16 protein-coding genes, 1 tRNA gene and 1 pseudogene are annotated in these 16,163 nt (G+C 70.2%); 6 read left to right on the forward strand and 12 right to left on the reverse strand.

The window, feature by feature from the left end; genetic code table 11:
- Positions 1–160 precede the first annotated feature (160 nt).
- Entirely contained in the window at positions 161–382 is a 222-nt protein-coding gene (locus ACTWJ8_RS15510; RefSeq protein WP_443264128.1) for a hypothetical protein, read from the forward strand.
- Between the two features lie 151 nt (positions 383–533).
- Here ACTWJ8_RS15510 and ACTWJ8_RS15515 read toward each other — a convergent pair.
- A pseudogene (locus ACTWJ8_RS15515) lies at positions 534–842 on the reverse strand (NUDIX hydrolase); the annotation flags it as partial.
- A gap of 191 nt (positions 843–1,033) precedes the next feature.
- On the opposite strand from ACTWJ8_RS15515, the gene ACTWJ8_RS15520 reads away from it, so the two are divergent.
- Positions 1,034–1,660: a hypothetical protein gene (locus tag ACTWJ8_RS15520; RefSeq protein WP_443264130.1), complete on the forward strand. Its 627-nt coding sequence runs from the start codon at positions 1,034–1,036 to the stop codon at positions 1,658–1,660.
- A 176-nt stretch (positions 1,661–1,836) separates the two neighbouring features.
- Here the strand turns inward: ACTWJ8_RS15520 and ACTWJ8_RS15525 are convergent, their stop codons facing one another.
- Both ACTWJ8_RS15525 and ACTWJ8_RS15530 read right to left on the reverse strand, forming a co-directional pair.
- A complete protein-coding gene (locus ACTWJ8_RS15525) occupies positions 1,837–2,085 on the reverse strand; it encodes a DUF7660 family protein (RefSeq protein WP_443264132.1) in 249 nt (82 codons plus the stop codon).
- A 37-nt stretch (positions 2,086–2,122) separates the two neighbouring features.
- Entirely contained in the window at positions 2,123–2,455 is a 333-nt protein-coding gene (locus tag ACTWJ8_RS15530) for a hypothetical protein (protein WP_443264134.1), read from the reverse strand.
- 302 nt (positions 2,456–2,757) lie between these two features.
- On the opposite strand from ACTWJ8_RS15530, the gene ACTWJ8_RS15535 reads away from it, so the two are divergent.
- Complete coding sequence (locus tag ACTWJ8_RS15535; RefSeq protein WP_443264136.1) at positions 2,758–3,117, forward strand: hypothetical protein; 360 nt, start codon at positions 2,758–2,760, stop codon at positions 3,115–3,117.
- Between the two features lie 135 nt (positions 3,118–3,252).
- Here the strand turns inward: ACTWJ8_RS15535 and ACTWJ8_RS15540 are convergent, their stop codons facing one another.
- The 4 genes from ACTWJ8_RS15540 to ACTWJ8_RS15555 form a co-directional block, all read right to left on the reverse strand.
- Positions 3,253–4,689, reverse strand: a complete 1,437-nt coding sequence (locus ACTWJ8_RS15540; RefSeq protein ID WP_443264137.1) for a Cys-Gln thioester bond-forming surface protein — start codon at positions 4,687–4,689, stop codon at positions 3,253–3,255.
- A 308-nt stretch (positions 4,690–4,997) separates the two neighbouring features.
- Positions 4,998–5,495, reverse strand: a complete 498-nt coding sequence (locus tag ACTWJ8_RS15545) for a single-stranded DNA-binding protein (protein ID WP_356376746.1) — start codon at positions 5,493–5,495, stop codon at positions 4,998–5,000.
- 124 nt (positions 5,496–5,619) lie between these two features.
- Complete coding sequence (locus ACTWJ8_RS15550; RefSeq protein WP_443264139.1) at positions 5,620–7,656, reverse strand: GTP-binding protein; 2,037 nt, start codon at positions 7,654–7,656, stop codon at positions 5,620–5,622.
- Entirely contained in the window at positions 7,653–9,299 is a 1,647-nt protein-coding gene (locus tag ACTWJ8_RS15555; RefSeq protein WP_443264141.1) for a dynamin family protein, read from the reverse strand. The genes ACTWJ8_RS15550 and ACTWJ8_RS15555 overlap by 4 nt, the downstream gene beginning before the upstream one ends.
- Before the next feature lie 334 nt (positions 9,300–9,633).
- Here ACTWJ8_RS15555 and ACTWJ8_RS15560 point away from each other — a divergent pair.
- A tRNA-Arg gene (locus tag ACTWJ8_RS15560) sits at positions 9,634–9,706 on the forward strand.
- Positions 9,707–9,882: 176 nt separating this feature from the next.
- Here the strand turns inward: ACTWJ8_RS15560 and ACTWJ8_RS15565 are convergent.
- The 5 genes from ACTWJ8_RS15565 to ACTWJ8_RS15585 form a co-directional block, all read right to left on the reverse strand.
- On the reverse strand, positions 9,883–10,461 hold the full coding sequence (locus ACTWJ8_RS15565) for a hypothetical protein (RefSeq protein ID WP_443264143.1): 579 nt from the start codon (positions 10,459–10,461) through the stop codon (positions 9,883–9,885).
- 58 nt (positions 10,462–10,519) lie between these two features.
- A complete protein-coding gene (locus ACTWJ8_RS15570; RefSeq protein WP_443264145.1) occupies positions 10,520–10,939 on the reverse strand; it encodes a hypothetical protein in 420 nt (139 codons plus the stop codon).
- A gap of 11 nt (positions 10,940–10,950) precedes the next feature.
- Positions 10,951–12,246, reverse strand: coding sequence for a WXG100 family type VII secretion target (locus ACTWJ8_RS15575; protein ID WP_443264146.1), 1,296 nt, complete (start codon positions 12,244–12,246; stop codon positions 10,951–10,953).
- A 3-nt stretch (positions 12,247–12,249) separates the two neighbouring features.
- Positions 12,250–12,573 carry a WXG100 family type VII secretion target gene (locus tag ACTWJ8_RS15580; protein WP_443264148.1) on the reverse strand — a complete coding sequence of 108 codons (324 nt, stop codon included), beginning with the start codon at positions 12,571–12,573 and terminating at the stop codon, positions 12,250–12,252.
- 331 nt (positions 12,574–12,904) lie between these two features.
- Positions 12,905–13,864, reverse strand: coding sequence for a hypothetical protein (locus ACTWJ8_RS15585; protein WP_443264150.1), 960 nt, complete (start codon positions 13,862–13,864; stop codon positions 12,905–12,907).
- Between the two features lie 677 nt (positions 13,865–14,541).
- Here ACTWJ8_RS15585 and ACTWJ8_RS15590 point away from each other — a divergent pair.
- Both ACTWJ8_RS15590 and ACTWJ8_RS15595 read left to right on the forward strand, forming a co-directional pair.
- On the forward strand, positions 14,542–15,048 hold the full coding sequence (locus tag ACTWJ8_RS15590; RefSeq protein ID WP_356376736.1) for a toxin-antitoxin system HicB family antitoxin: 507 nt from the start codon (positions 14,542–14,544) through the stop codon (positions 15,046–15,048).
- Between the two features lie 79 nt (positions 15,049–15,127).
- On the forward strand, positions 15,128–15,970 hold the full coding sequence (locus tag ACTWJ8_RS15595; RefSeq protein ID WP_443264152.1) for a DUF4097 family beta strand repeat-containing protein: 843 nt from the start codon (positions 15,128–15,130) through the stop codon (positions 15,968–15,970).
- Positions 15,971–16,163: the final 193 nt, after the last annotated feature.

Below are 16,163 nucleotides of genomic sequence, written 5' to 3' on the forward strand. Positions count from 1 at the left end.
GGGATGGGAGCCCTTCACGCAACCACCCACGGATCCGCACCCAACAGCGCAACCCCCGGCCCCCGGTGCCGGAGCGCCCCCGCCGGAGGCATCGTCTTTTACCGAGACCAGTGACCTTGGCCCCTCTCGCCTCACCGGACACGCATGTCACGGTGGATGCATGAACATGAACGGCCCCATCCCGGGACACGACAGATGGACCCGCCCACCAGTCGCTGTCCTTGCTGTGGTGTGCGCGTTCGGCGCTGCGGCCGCGGTCTGGAAACTAGGCGGCTCAGACTCCGGCTTTGGGGCCGTGGCGGCCGGGATTCTCGGCTTCATCGGCGGCGGCTGGCTCGGCACACGACTCTTCCCCGGGTACGACGACGGCGACGAGGAGTAATCGCGGCGAGCTGGTCTCCCACCTTCGCCCGTGTCGCACGCGAGCGCGCCGCCGTGCGCGGCCGGCCGGTGGCGAAGCCATGGAGGCCGGCCGCGCTGCAAGGCGGCGCGCGCCCGCGCCGTGCGCGGGTCTTGATGAAGTAGGGAAAGTTCTATCGCGCTGGCGTCAGCCGCTTGCCATCATGGCTCAGGGCATCCAGGAGCCGGATCGAGTAGACCTCGGACATGTACTCGCTGACCTCGTCGGGCGTCAGCCACTCCACGGCCGTGGACTCGTCCGACGTGCGCTCCTCGCCGCCCGCGGGCTTGCAGCAGAAGACCAGGGCCACGACGCCTCGGGGCGTGTTCTTGTAGACGCCGGTCAGCTCATCCACCTCGACGTGGATGCCGGTCTCTTCCCAGACCTCTCGGCGTACGCCTGCCTCCGGACTCTCCTCGAGTTCGAGCACGCCGCCGGGGAGCTACGGACACGGAGTGCAGTGGCGTTGACCGGCCTTCCTGGGCGCCTCATCGGCTTCGAACCTGCTGGTGAGGGGCTTTGTCGTGCCCGTTGCGCGTCCAGTTGTCCGAGGAACTCACAGGCCGAACGAGCATCCACAGCTAACCCCTACGGGCAGACTGTTACTGACGTGACTCTGTCAGGAGGGGATCAATGGGAAGCGCTCTTATAGCGTTAGCTGCTGCGGTGGTTGGTGTCACAGGCACGCTTGTCGCTCCCGTGCTGTCACAACGTCTCCTTGCTCGTGTCCAAGCGGAGCAGTTCGAGCGTGAGCAACGGGTGGCTGACGCTCAGTGGCGTCGTGAACAGCAAGTAGCTGAACTGGATCGCCGGCGCGGCAGCTACGTACAGGTCAACGCGTCGTTTCGACGCTATAGAACGCATCTCATGAAGTTCCTCTGGACCGTGCACAAAGACGCTGTCACGCCGGAGGCGCGGGAACTCGTTGAGGAAGCTCGAAGCAACCACCACTCAGTCTTCGCTGAGGCTCAACTCATCGCGTCAGCAACAGTCCTGGCCGAGCTAGATCAGATGACAACGACGCTGTCTCAGCTCTACCAGAGGATCATGCGCTTGGAGGAAGGGGATCCCGCCCCTGACGGATCCTTCAATGACATACGGACAGACTTCGTCCGTCTTTGGGATCAGTGGGAGAGGATGCGCTCCGTGATGCGCACCGACCTCGCCGTCGAAGACTCAGCCGGAGATGAACCGGCGACGAGCTCTCTGCACGTACCGCCACTCCCCGCTGACGGCCCAGAGACGGCCCAAGCCGCCTGACACGGCCCCTCATTGGCGAGAAAGTCGCTGGTGAGGGGCTGTTTCATGCCCTCGTTCAGCGAGACACACCCCATCTTGCCGTACGGCCACCGCTGGGCGGAAACCCGTATCGGCGGAGGGCCCTGAACTGGGGGTTCTACGGGCCCCGCGGTAGCAGCCTTGTCACTCTCGGTCGCCTACTCGTAGACCGTCGCCGCCTGCAGCGCCCGCGCGAAGAACCGCCAGTCGCCATCGGCGGGCAGCTCGCGCCCGGTGTTGCGGTACCAGCCGTCCGCGTCGTCGATCCACGCGGCCAGGGCCTCGAGGAAGCGAGGCAGGTCCACGTTCTCCCACGCGCTCCCCTCTCCCACGTGGCTGCGCTGCAGGGCGCGAACGAAGGCGGCAAGTTCCTCACGGCTCCTGACGGTTTCAGGCGAAGTGGTCACGCCAGGCAACGTACGCGGTACGCCTGACGTTCCTCCTCTACGGTGAGATCCAGTTCGCCCAGCCGAACGTGAACTTGTACGCGGCCCGCACGGCCCTCCCTCTGCGGCGACCTCTGAACAGCGCCACGACCAGAGCAACGCAGAACAGCGCCGCGAAGCCACCCGCGACGACGGCTCCCGCCTTCGGCGACCAGGTGATGCTCGCGATTCCGCTCGCGATCACCACGATTGCCAGGCCGATGTGCGCAATGGGCATCTCCACGCGCAGCAGCTCACTCACGGCTTTGCGCGACGCCCGCAGGTCCGCGTGGTAGCGATCCCTCGCCGCCACGGGATCGGCGCTCGCCCCTTCCGGCCACCGCTGTTCCATGAGGCCCCCTCGCCTTGACCGCGAGGATAGCTCCGGCCGGTCCGCCCCCGTGCTGCCTCGGGCCGACGAGGACGTGCCCCAGGGCGGACCGAGTTGTTCCCTTTGTGCCGCTGCGGCGCCATGCGTCTGACGCGTCGGAAACGATGTTCGGGGGCCGTTGCCCCGCCTCGGCAGGGGTGCCTAGCGTCCGAAGGGCATTCGTTCACCAGACGGCGCATGTGGCGCGCCGTCGGACTTCGGACTGTGGATACGGGGGTAACCACATGAAGCGAGCGACACGCCTTCTGCTGTTGGCAGGGGCAGTGACGGCCCTTTCTCTGGGCAACACCGGCATCGGCGCGGCCCAGTCGGCCGCCCCGGCCGCCGCCGTGACGTGCGGCGAGGGCAATGACGTGACCACCGTCTACCCGCCCGGCTGGCACGGGGACGGCAGCGGGAACGTATCCGGCGTCAGCTGGCGCACCGGCGACGGATCACAGACGGTCATCGTCTCGATCTACCGCGTCGTGGCCTGGGGCCCCGACGAGGAGGTCACCCGCGTCACCGGGCGCAACGACGGAGCCCGCCTGCAACCGACCCTCAAGTGGCCCGCACACGGCAAGTACTACACGGAGTCCAGCCGCCCGTTCGGCGACTGCGCGAGCCAGGTCGTCGACATCTGACGCACTCGGCGGAGCGGGTGGCCTTTCCTGTGCGCGGGAGAGGCCACCCGCTTCTTGCGTTGCTTGCACTCCGCCGGTGTCACCCGACACGCACCCTCGCCGTGGCCGGTGCCGGGAAAGCCCCGGCAACCGCCGTCACTCGTCGTCGCCCTCGCTCGGCACCTTCTTCTTGCGGGTCAGCAGGATGGAGCCGCCGCCCACCAGGACCAGCAGGACCGCGATGCCCGCGATGATCGGCGTCGCGTTCGAGCTGCCCGTCTCGGCCAGGTCCGTGCCGTTACCGGCACCCGTGCCGCCGACCGACGCCGGCATCGGCTGCTTGCCCGTCTGGGTGGTCAGCCCGCCGTCCGCCGCGGTGCCCGCCGCCGACGTCGTCACGCAGTCGAGCACGCCCCGTATGCGCTTCTCGGAACCGTGCGGGCCCTTGATCCTGAAGTCGTAGGCCTGGTCCTCCTGGAGCGGAATCGTCACCGTCCTCGTCGTCCCGGCCGGGATCGTGTGCCGGGCCCCCATGAGCGTGAACGCATACGGCGCGTCCCCGCTGTTGACGGCCGTGATGTCGACGCCGCCCTTCGCGCAGTTCTCCCGCGCGGACAGCGCCGGCGCGGCGCCCTCGCCGGCCCAGGCGACCGTCGCCGTCGCGGAGACGGTGGACTCGCTGGAGCCCGCGAGTATCTGCGTCTGACTTCTGGTGTCCGAGGTGAAGGCGCGGCCGACCGGGACCGTCGTCGACGCCTGGACCGTCAGCTCCGTCGAACCCGCTTCGTCCCCCTTCGGCACGTCGAAGTAGAGCCGGCTGCCGTTCCTGGCCGTGGTGACGGGCTCGCCCTTCTCGTCGACGAGCTCGACCCCACGCGCGGCGGCCTCGGTGGGCGGCATGACCGACACGCTCTCGGCGTTCGTACGCACCGTGACCGGGCCGACCCGCTCGCCCGGCCGACCGGACACCGCCTGCGGCGTGAGGGTCAGCGAGGCCGCCGGCTCCGTGAGGTCGCGAGCGCTGCGCTCCAGGTAGTCGGCGAGCTTCTCGGCGGCGGGGCTCACCGCGTCGACGTCGGCCTTGTCCGAGTAGCGCCAGATCGCGACCTGGGTGCCGGCCGCGGCCTCCTGCTCGGTGAGGCTCCCCGAGTGCGCCTTGCGGGCGAGCGCGGCGAGATCGTTGACCTGCGGGTACGAGTTCTGCAGGATCCAGCGGACCCGCCCCGCGTTCGCGTTGTCGTGCAGCGTGGTGCCCGACCAGGACGTCTCCCGGTACTTGGCGTCCGGCTGCGTCGGATTGCGGAGGTCGACGCAGTACGTCTGAAGCGTCCCCCCGCCCTCGACGGTCATCCGGAACAGGCCCGCCGACACGGTCTCGTCCTTGCCGCCCTCGTGGATCACGGCCGAGTCGTACGTCTCCAGGCCGGCCAGAGTGGCGCTCGCTCCACTCTGCTCCGTGGCGCCGTCGTCGGCGTGGGCGACGCCGGCGCCGGATATCGCCCCGGTCGCCACGAGCCCCGACATCAGGGCCGCCGCCGCGAGACGGGCCGCACCCCGTCCGCGCCGTGCGGTCCATGAGCACACAGAAAACACGTAATTCCCCTTCAGGCGGGACGAGAGGTCACATGGGGGGTGGTGGTCCCGCCGGCAGAATCAACGCCAACCACGGTCATTCGGCTGGCTCTTGCACTCCAGGCCCGTGGCTGCGCTCGGTGCGCAGGTGCCCCGTCGAGCCCCGGAGTCACGGTCGGCATCCTAGGGAAATGATCTTGCGTGATCCCCGGAGCCGCCTTCCGGCAACCGATCCGAATCGCAATCGTTATCGCCAACAGCGTGGCCGAACTGGGCTTATCGACAAATCCCCCGCAACCGGGGGCGCATAAGCGTCAGTTCGGCCGCACTCATCCCACCGGCTGCGGTTCCACCGCATCCGGCTCGGTATCGGCCCCTTGTGCCTCGGTCGCCCGCCCCGCACCCGCCTCGTCCGGTTTCGCCACGTCCCACGGGGAGTCGTCCCGCGGCGCGCTCTCCACCCGGACCTGCGGCGCCCTGCGGAACGCCGACGTACCGCGCGACAGGTCGTGTCCGATCGCGACCGCCTCGATGTCCGCCGACGTCCAGTGCTGGCCGCCGCGCTCCTCGTCGCGCACCTTCAACCTGCCCTGCACCATGACCGGTTCGCCGAGGGACAACGAACTCTGCACGTTCGTGCCCAGGGCCCGCCAGGCCCATACCGTGAAGAAGTTGGTGTGGCCGTCGACCCACGTGTTCTGCACCCGGTCGAAGCGGCGCGAGTGCGCCGCGAGCCGGAACCGGGCGACCGGCCCGGTCGGCAACTCCCGGAACACGGGTGTCGTCGCCACGTTCCCCACCACGGTCACCATGGTTTCGCTGCTCATCCGGAACCCCTCCCTGCCCCGCCCGGTCCCCGCCGGGTCCGGGCCGTCCGTGTGCGGCCCGAGCCCTTCCCGAGCCGCGATCACAGATTGGCCCCGCGCCGCGATCCCCGCCGACGCCTGTGTCCTACCGGCGGGTTGTGGAAATCCCGGCCACCCCTGCGCCGGACACCCCTGCGCCGGGCGCCCCTGCGCCGGACACCGCGGCCCCGGTCGCCGCGGCCACTCCCGCCCCTCGGATCACTCCCGTCACCGGGTTCACCCCGGTCACCCCGCCGGCCACTCCCCCCGCCACCCGCACGTACTGCTCGCGCACCTCCCGGTACCGCAGCAGCTCCGCCGCGACGGGGTCGAGCACCCGCGCCCGGCCGCACGCCGCCGCCGCGTCCCTGAGGCGCCGCTCGGCCTCCTGCCCGTACCGGCGCGCCGGCCCCCTCGCCGCCATCCGGCAGGACCACTCCACGCACGGCCCGCCCAGGAGCCCCGCGAGCACCAGCAGCAACGGCACGCCGAGGTTCGTCGAGAACACCCCGACGGCCTGCCCCAACAGCCACAGCACGCCCACGACCTGCAGCAGCGTCATCGACGCCTGGGCGAACACGGCGACCGGCCACCAGCCGGGGCGGGGCGGCCGCCCGGTCCCGTGCTCCGGCACGGGCTCGTCGGACGCGGTGTCGGCCGCCAGTTCGTCGAGCGCCTCGGGCAGCTCCTCGCCGCCCCGCGTCGCGGCCTCCCGCACGGCCTGCCCCCAAGCCTCGGGCAGCCCGCTCGCGGCGGCCTCACCCACCACCCGTACGGCGTGCTCGACGCGCTGCCGGGCCGTGACCTCGTCCTCGTCGTCGGCCACCACGGGGGCGGTGGCGGGCGTCGCGGCGGCGCGCCGCTCCTCGTACCAGTGCCAGAGTCTGAGCCACGGCGTGCCGCAGGCCCGGTTCGCGCCCCGGCTCCAGGCGCGCTCGGCGGCCTGTCCCGCCGCGGCCGCGCCCACCGCTTCGGCGAGCCGGTCGGCGAACTCCTCGCGGGCCTCCTCGGTGAGGCCACTCCGCCGCCCTGCCGCGTACACCGCCTTCAGGTGCTCAGCGGCGGCGTCGACGTCGGCACCGATGCGGCGCGCGGCGGCCCGCCGTTCGGAGGTGAGCTGGTCGAGGCAGTCGCGCAGCTCGTCGACGCCCTCCCCCGTGAGTGCGGAGATCGGCAGCACCGTGGCGCCGGGCTCGTCGTACTCCCCGAGGGCGATGCCGTCCTCGTCGAGCAACCTTCGTAGATCGTCGAGTACTTGTTCGGCGGCGTCGCCGGGCAGCCTGTCGACCTGGTTGAGCACGATGAACATCACCTCCGCGTGCCCCGCCATGGGCCGCAGATAGCGCTCGTGAAGCATCGCGTCGGCGTACTTCTCGGGGTCGACGACCCACACCACGGCGTCCACGAGGCCGAGCACACGGTCGACCTGGTCGCGGTGCTCGGGCGCGGCGGAGTCGTGGTCGGGCAGGTCGACGAGGACGAGCCCGTCCAGCTCCGGCTCGCCCTGCTGCGCCTGCGCGGGACGCCGCCGCGAACGCCCGGAGATGCCGAGCCGGTCGAGCAGACCAGCGGCCCCGTCCGTCCAACTGCACGCGATCGGCGTGGACGTGGTGGGCCTCCGCAGGCCCGTCTCCGAAAGGGGGACTCCCGCAAGGGCGTTGAACAGCGTCGACTTGCCGCTCCCTGTGGCGCCCGCGATCGCGACGACGGTGTGCCGGGAGGAGAGTCGCCGCCGGGCCGCGGCCTCGTCGAGCACCTGTCCGGCCTCGGCGAGCGTCTCGGCGTCGAGCCGGGTGCGCGAGAGCCCGACGAGCTCGCGCAGTGCGTCGAGCCGCTGGGTCAACTCCCCGTCGTACTCGCCCGACACGGTCGGCACCGGCGCCTCGCCGCCCTGTTTGGCGACGCGCCGAGCGATAAGACCGTCGTCCCAGGGGATGGACTCCGAGGGGGTGGACTCCGTACGCCCTTCGGGGATCCGCGAAGTCTTGTCGCCCGCGGCCTTCTCCTCGTTCAGGTTGTCGGCGAGGTCCGTCAGATCGGAGTCGTCCATGGGATCGGGATCGGTCCGATCCGTGAGGGTGGAGTCGGACTCGGGGTCGGGGTCGGGATCGGTGTGGTCCGTGACGGCGGGCAGCGCCCTCACCTCACCTTCTGCAGCAGCGAAAGGGCCGCGATCAGCTCGGCCTGGGATTCGGGTGTGATGTCGAGCGCGTCGAGCGGGGCGAGCCGGCGTTCGCGCTCCTCGCCGAGCACCTTCTCCAGGTACTCGTCCAGGAGCTGCCCGCCGCGATCGCGCAACCTCAGGGCGCCCTGGGCGCCGATCCGCTCGGCGAGGTTCTCGCCCGCGGCCTTGCCCCTGCGGCCGCCCAGGAGGGCGGTGGCGGCGAGCGCGGCGACGGCATCGGCGTCCGGCGGCGAGCCGTCCATGGCCTGCGCCGCGGCCCGCGCCTCGTCCTCCGCGTACTCCTCGAGGACGCGCCTCCAGCGCCGTACGGCGAGCCCGATGCGCTGTTCGGCGGTGGCCTCGGAACCGGGCTTCTGGCGGCGCAGTTCGGGGGCGCGCGCGCCGGGCTCCCGGCTCCAGTCCTCGTCGACCTGCTCATCGGCCGCGGTCACCGCACACACCAACAAGGAGCCGAGACTCTCCACAAGGGCGCCGAGCAACTCACCCGCCGCGCAGTCCGCCGGATAGCTCCGCCAGTGCTTCAACGCGTCACCAGAGAGGACGCCGCCTTCCTGCAAACGCTCAACCACGCGCGCGTGCTCGCGTTCGTACGCGTCCTCCACGGCGGTGGTGAGCCGGACGACGGCGGAGTGCTGGGCGGCGACCGCCGAGGCCAGTTCGGGCATCCGGGCGCGCAGCGAGTCGAGGGTGCCGCGTGCGGTACGGGCCACGGCGCGGGCCCGCGCCTCGGGGTCCTGGGCGCGGTGGGTGAGCCAGGCGCGCAGCGGGGCGACGGCGGTGGCGGGCAGCAGCCCGCCGTTGCCGGTCGACTCGGGCAGCTCCGGGACGGTGAACCTGGGGACCTCACCGAGCCCCGCCTTGGCGAGCAGCGCGCCGTACTGCCGGGAGACGTCCCCGACGACCTGGTGGGGCACCCGGTCGAGCACGGTGACGAGGGACGCGTCGTACTCCTTGGCGGTGCGCAGGAGGCGCCAGGGGACGGCGTCGGCGTAGCGGGAGGCGGTGGTGACCATGACCCACACGTCGGCTGCGCTGATCAGCCGGGCGGCCAGGACGCGGTTCTGGGCGACCAGGGAGTCGATGTCGGGGGCGTCGAGCAGGGCGAGCCCGCGCGGCAGCACGCCGGACGTCTCGACGCGCAGTACCCGCACCTCTTCGTCGGCCACGCCCCCGAGCTCGTCCTCATCGCCTTCCTCACCCTCCGCCCCACGATCAACCTGCTTGGGCACCCATACGCGCGTGAGGTCGGGCAGCACGCGCATGCCGGAGAACCAGTGGTGGTCGTCCGGGTGGCAGACGAGGACGGGCGTACGCGTGGTGGGGCGCAGCACCCCGGCCTCGCTCACGACACGCCCCACCAGGGAGTTCACGAGCGTCGACTTTCCGGCGCCGGTCGAACCGCCCACCACGGCGAGCAGGGGCGCTTCGGGGGCTTTCAGGCGGGGCACCAAGTAGTCGTCGAGCTGTGCGAGCAGCTCGCCGCGGTTGGCACGCGCGCGTGGCGCCCCCGGCAACGGGAGCGGGAAGCGCGCGGCGGCGACACGGTCGCGCAGCGCGGTAATTGCGTCGAGCAGCTGAGGCCGAACGTCCAAGGTCACCACAACGTGAAGAATGCCCAATTTTGGACGCTTTATGAAGCATATGGCCCCGTCTGCGCGCCGATAAGTCACGCGTTACGACACAGGAAGCACACAGCGGGATGGAAGGGGCGAGTGGGGGCGCAGGCATAACGAGTGCACAACACCCGAGGCGTATGACGCCAAAAGCGCTGCACGATTCGCACCTACCTGCGATTATCGGGACCGCTTCACTGAACCTCCACATCGTGCCGCGGAGGCGAAGCAGCAGGGGCAGGGACCCGGGAGCCCTATCCTTGTCCCCGGCAAGGTCACGGATCACCCACATCCGCCCGACCAAGCCACCGGCCACACACCGGCCCCCGTAGCTCAGTGGATAGAGCAGGCGCCTTCTAAGCGCTTGGCCGCAGGTTCGAGTCCTGCCGGGGGCGCCTTTCCAAGGCTCCGCTTCGGCGGGGCCTTTTTGCTGGTCAGATGCCTGTCGGGCGACATGCAGAAGCCCCAGCCGCTCCCCTGACGATCAAGGGGTGGGACCGGGGCTGTCCGGCTGTCACCGGGTTTCTGCGGGTCGCCGTGTCGAATACGTGTCGAAGTTTTCGGCGACGGGTCAGCCGGCGTCGTCAGCGCCGCCAGTGCCCTCAGGGTCGGGAAGGTCCCCTGCCGCTTCGAGTCGCTTCTTGAGATCAGCCAGTTGACCTTCGACACATCGGGCGTATGTGGCGAGCAGCACGGGCACGCTGTTGCCCGCCCAGTCGGCCACCTGTGCGGGCGGGATCCCGTCGTTGAGCCACTTCGTCAGGCGGGTGTGGCGAATGTCGTACACGCGCTTGCCCGTAGGCGAGTCGAAGACGTGCGGGGCGAGCACCGCGGCGCGCGCAGTCCGCCAGGCACGGCGGATGACGGAGCCGGCGAGAACGCCCCCGTTCTCTCCCTGGAACAGCAGATCATCCGGCCCGAGTGCTTCGTCTTCGATGTGCGTCCGCAGGATGCGTGTCAGGGCGGGGTGCCCCGGCACGGTCCGCGTGTCCCCTTCGGCACGGCCCTTGAGATCCCGCTGTTCGTGAATCTCGCCGCTGTCGGTCCACTGTTTGCCGACTTCCGGCGTCGCGGTGTGGATCAGCACCTCGCACCACTGGTCGTCTGCGTCGACGGTCGGCAGATTCACATCCCGCACACGCAGCGCCACGGCCTCTTCCGGGCGTGGCTCGCAGTAGCCGAGAGGGTCGGTCGCATCTTGGATGCAGTCAGGCCCTGCGATTCGCCCACGGAGAGGGGCGCGGAGGGAACCACTCGTCAGCGATCTCATTGACCCGGTCATCGGAGACCGCCGGCGCCCGGTAGTTGTGCGCGCGGATGTGGGCGTGGAAGTCGTCGGGGATTACGGCGTGGTGGCGTCGGATGTAGTGCTCGAGGTCCACCGGCCAGACCCAGGTGCCGTCAGTGCGCAGCGAGCCGGCTCCCCCGATGTACTCGTCGCCGGTGAGCGCATCCTTCTCTGCACCCATGGTGCTGAAGAACTCCACCCCGCCCTTGAGGTATGCCAGCACCTGCTCCTCGTCGGGCATCGTCGGACGGTTCACGGCTTCGACGAGGGACTCCGAGTACGTAGCGGGGTCAGCGTCCTCGTTGCCCTCTCGGAAGAAACCTGCTCGCAGTACAGCCATGTCCGTGTCTTTCAGTCGGTGAGGGGGAGGAACGTACGCCAGTATCCCCCGCGGTCGATGAGCGGTTCTTGGACGCCGAGCCTTGAGTCGACGCCCATGCGGTTGGTGGGCGCCGTGACGGGGACTCCGAGGTCGTTGGCCACCGACTGGGCGAGAGGGTAGTCCCCTGCGCCGGAGTGGCACGAGATCAGGCGGACCGGGCCGCCGTCGTAGTTCGGGTTGTTGCGGATCGCTTCCACGATCTGGTGTGGACTGACCTCGGTGACAAGCCGATCGGCGCCCGAGGGGTTGACGTGACCGACGACGAACACCTCGTCCCTGGTGCCGTGGACGACCACGTCGTGGAGTCCGGGCTGGCCCTGCACTCGTTCCAGATTCGATATCGTGCGGCTGTCGTAGCCGAGAGTCGTGCGGGTCTTGCCGTGATAGATCGGATGTCCTGAGGGAGTCAGGTCATCGCCGACACGTGATGGTGCAGCCAGGGCATTGGAGTCTGGAGCCCAGTACAGCTTCCACGTGCTCCGCTTGCCCATGAAGTCGGCGGCTGGGCGCAAGCGTGAGGGCTGCATCGCCAGGCTGTTGAGACTGGTCGCGAGCTGGGAGTCGACACTGCCCATGCCGCGCGCTGCCACGGCACCTGCTCCTGCACCAAAGATGCCGCCCGCTACAGCCCCGCTGACTCCGGCTGCCGCTGCCTGGTCGACGTTGATGGATTCCTGGTCGCCCGCGGCGATGTGGAGAGGTTGAGCGACCGCCAGGTCGACGGCGATGGATTCGATGGAACCGAAGGCGACGCCGGCCATGGTCGTGCCGATGACACCGGCGATTTCGGCGGACACGGTGACCCCGATGCTTGCCGCCGCCGAGATCACGCCTTCGGCCGCGGCCGAGCCCGCCACCGCTCCGGCGCCGCCGGTGACGATGGCCAGCAGCACGCCAGCGCCGAGTGCGGCAGCAGCGATACCGATCTCGGTCCACAGGTGAGTGATCGCCTCGTCGACGGCATCGGCGTACATGTCGAGCGACTTGGCCACCGAGCGGGCGGACTCGGCCAGGTCGTCGAGCCAGCCGGTCTTCGCACCCTTGTGATAGCGCGCCCAGAAGTCCGCGAAGGCCTCGATGGATTGGCCTTCGTTGCCGTCGATGACGCTGCGGGCCGCCTTGTGCGTGGCTGCCGTGACATCGTCGACCGATTCGGCGAAAGCACGCCAGGCAGACGCAGCCTCGCGCAACTGGTCGGCGTCAGCGTCCGGCCACCACATGCCCAGCTTGAGCAGGGCGTCCTTGAGGATCCCGTCGATGTCCACCGGTCAGTGCCCCTTGGTGGCTGAGTCGAAGGCGTCCTTGGTCGCCCGCTCGTTCTCGTCGTGGTTCTCGGACATCGCCTTCAGCGCGTCGCCGATGGATTCGAGGCCGGTCACGAGGGTCTTCGTGGCGGTGTCGATGCCGTCCTTGGCCGGGCCGTACTTGGCGTGGAACTTGTTGCCCTGTTCGTCTCCACCCCACGGAGCACCGAGCGAGGCAAGGCGGGTGTGCAGCGTGCTCAAGGCGTCGTGCAACTGGTTGCTCTGCCGGTGGAAGACCGGCGCAGCGTCTCTCAGCTCGTCCGTGTCCACCCGCATGCGCTCACTCACGCCACTCGCTCCCCTCGAGTCACTCGGTCAAGAGTGCGACCGTATCGCATGCATCTGACACCGAAATGAGGACGTGGAACCGGCGCGTAGCCGCTGGGCGTGCCTTCTGCCGTGCGCCGTGTCGAATGCGAGTCGGAGCCTTCGAGCATGCAGCGAAGCGCGTCGGAACGTGCAGGTCCGGGCAGGTGCATACACGGTCAGCTGCACCGCCTTCTAAGCGCTTGGCCGCAGGTTCGAGTCCTGCCGGGGGCGCCTCTCTTAGGCTCCGCTTCGGCGGGGCCTTTTTGTTTGGTCAGGGGGTTCCGCGCGGTGCCGAGTCGTCCTCGTTGACTCAGCCGTTCCGCCGTGACGAGTGCGGCGTAGTCGTCGTCAGGTAGCAGACGGTCAGAGTGGTGAGCGCGCCGGCGGCTCCCGTTGCCCAGCGCCAGATGCCCGTTACATCGAAGGTCAGCACAGCGGCGCAGGCGATGGTTGCCACCGCGAGGAGCAGGACGGACGGTTTGACGTACAGGGGCCACGCCGAGGTGGGGTTCCAGAGGTGGAGGGGGCGGCGAGGGGCGTCTGGTGTCGCGGGTGTGGCCTCCGGTGTCAGCATCTGGGCGTCGTCCCGGGGAAGCTTGCCGTGCATGACCCAGTCGGCGTCGGAGATCAGCGCCGATGACCCGGTGCTCGTGTCCCAGTACAGCCAGAGTTGTTGGCCCACAAGCGAATCCGGGACGTGGTTCTCCGTGATCGGGGTCAGGAAGTGGGCCGTGCGGGAGGACGATGTCGTGACCTTCAGGCACAGCTGTTTCTGGGTGTCGTGGCGCCAGACGCCCGGGCCTTGGCATGTCACTCGTACGGACATGTCCGTGCTGCGCAGGCGCGAGAAAGAGCGGAATCCGTGGCGTAGCGACACGCCTGTTACGGAGAGGGCCAGGCCTGCTGTCCAGGTGATGGCCACGATCAGTTTGCGGCCCGTGTTCAGCGTGGAGCCGTTCAGGGTTGCGGCGAGGGTTTGTTCGGTCCCGGGCACTGCGCCCAGAGCCGGGTTTGATGGGGCGTAGAGGACGGGGATCGTGCCTCCTGCCCGCGGGCGGTCGGGCGTGGTCGGGTGGACCCTTGTCGTTGCCGGTTGTGCGCCCGGCTCGGGCGGGAGGCGGACCGTGGTCGTTGAGGTGTAGTGGTCGTGGCCTCTGCTCGGGTTGTGGAAGTGGACGTTGGTGGCCTTCACCACCGGCACCTCGGCGAATTTCGCGCCGGCGTCCGTGATGCGTTGGACGAGGTCCGGGCGTTCGGGCGTTCCCAGCACCAGTGCGAGGAAGGTGGTCAGGGCCGTGCAGGCGCCCAGGGACCAGGCGAAAGTGCGGAGTTGCATGCCGCGGCGTGTGGGGAGGGACGGGGGTGGGGGCGTTTCCCGCGTTTCCTGCCGTTCCTGCGGAGGGTCCGAGAACTCGGCCCTGGCCACCGTGGCGTAGGGCTGTCTGCCTCCTGTCGCGCGTTGGTACGCGGCGATGGCCGCGACGCATGTCAGGGCGAGGCCCAGGGCTGTGAGGATCGCGGTTCGGCGGGGGCCGGGGGCCGTAGAGAAGAGCCAGAGCGGGAGGATCGGGGCGAGGGCTGCGAGGCTCAGTGCCGCGAAGCAGGTTCCCGCGCGTCGGGGTGCCGCGCCCGCTCGATGGAGGCGTGGGGGCGGGGCCGGTTCCATACCGGTCTTGGGCTTGGCCTGGTTCGCCGAAGGCATCTGCTACCTCACCGATTGAAGGGCGGCGCCCCCGAGGGCTTCGGCGAGGCGGGCCAGGGAGTCTAGCGGGCCGCCCCACCAGCGGGTCTGCCACGACGTGTTGCGTGAGGCGGTCGTCTGCGTGATGCCGCACCGCCGCCCCCGTGGCGCCACACCCCACCCCGTGGCACCACCGCGACGCCACATGGCGCCACGTGACGCCAAAGGGGTTGCACGTGGCGCCACCATGGTGCCACTATGGCGTCATGGACCTCACGCCCTACGTCGACAATCTGCACCGCGAGCTGGCCGTGGCCGCCGAAGCGGGAGGGGATGACGCACGCGCGCTTGCCGAGCGGCTCACCGCTCCCCTGGAGTCGGCGACCCGGCTCACGATGCTCAACGTGCTGTCCGCCGCGATGGACGAGATCACCCGCGACCTCGCGCCGGGTTCGGTCGACGTACGGCTGCGGGGGCTCGACCCCGACTTCGTGGTGACACCGCCGCCGCGCGACACCCCGGCCGCCCCCGCGGAGCCGGCCCACACCCCCGCCGCCGTACCCGAGGCCGACGAAGGCGGCACCGCGCGCGTCAACCTGCGGCTGCCCGCCCACCTCAAGGCGCGCGCCGAGGAGGCCGCGAGCCGCGAGGGGCTCTCGGTCAACGCGTGGCTGGTGCGCGCCGTCTCCGCCGCGGTCGACGGTGGCGCCGCACCCCGGCCCCAGGAGAAGAGCCGCACCGTCGGACAGAGCTTCACGGGCTGGGTGCGCTAGCCCGCGCCCAGCCCCACAGAACGGCACACCACGTCCCATCAGCGGGGACGCCCCAACGAGCCAGGAGGACGGGACAGCCATGCCTACTTTCGACACCCCCGAGGCCATCACGGTCGACGCCCATGTGGGCGCGGGTTCCATCCAGTTCACCGCAGGCAAGCGCCTCGACACCGTCGTCGACGTGAAGCCCGCGGACCCCAAGCGGAGCAAGGACGTGCGCGCCGCCGAGCAGACGACCGTCACGTACACGAAGGGCGTGCTCACCGTCCGGACGACGGAGCGCCGCATGATCGGCCCGAGCGGGCTCGTCGCGGTCACCGTGGAGTTGCCGGAGGGTTCCTCCGTCGATCTCACAGGGTCGTGGACCCAGGTGCTCGGTGAGGGCCGGCTCGGCAAGGTCGCCGTGAAGACCTCGGGCGGCGACATCCGCTTCGACACCACGGGTCCGCTGCGGCTCAAGGCCGCGCACGGCTCGGTCCGCGTGGACCGCGTCGAGGGCATGGCCGAGATCACGACCAGCTCCAGCAGCCTGCGGGTCGGCTTCGTCGACGGCCACGCCGTCCTGAAGAACTCGCACGGCACCACGATGATCGACGCCGTCACCGGGGAGCTGCGGATCAGCGGCGCCCACGGCGACGTCGAGATCGGACGCGCCGAGGGCTCGGTCGCCGCGACCACCGCGTACGGCGCGCTGCGCGTACGCGAAGTCGCGCGCGGCACCGTCCAGTTGGAGACCAACTTCGGCGCCATCGAGGTCGGCATCCGCGAGGGCACCGCCGCCTGGCTCGACGCCGCCGCCGAGAACGGTCAGGTCCGCAACACCCTCACCGCCTCCGACGCGCCCGCCGAGTCCGAGGACTCCGTCAAGATCCGCGCCCGCACCAAGTGGGGCAACGTCGACATCCGCCGCGCGACTGCCTGAGCGGAGCGGCAGCCGGGCTCGGCGTGCCGACCCGGCCCGCGGGACCGACTCCCCGGCCCGGCCGCCAGGCCCGACACCCGGGCCCAGGCCCGGCTACCGAACCCGGCCGTCACGCCCGCCCCCCGCCCAGCCACCGCGCCCCACCCCCTTCACCCCTTCACCCGCCCCTCACCCCGGAGGGCCCCATGCCTTC

This window comes from Streptomyces sp. SDT5-1 (assembly GCF_052245995.1).
Taxonomy (GTDB): domain Bacteria; phylum Actinomycetota; class Actinomycetes; order Streptomycetales; family Streptomycetaceae; genus Streptomyces.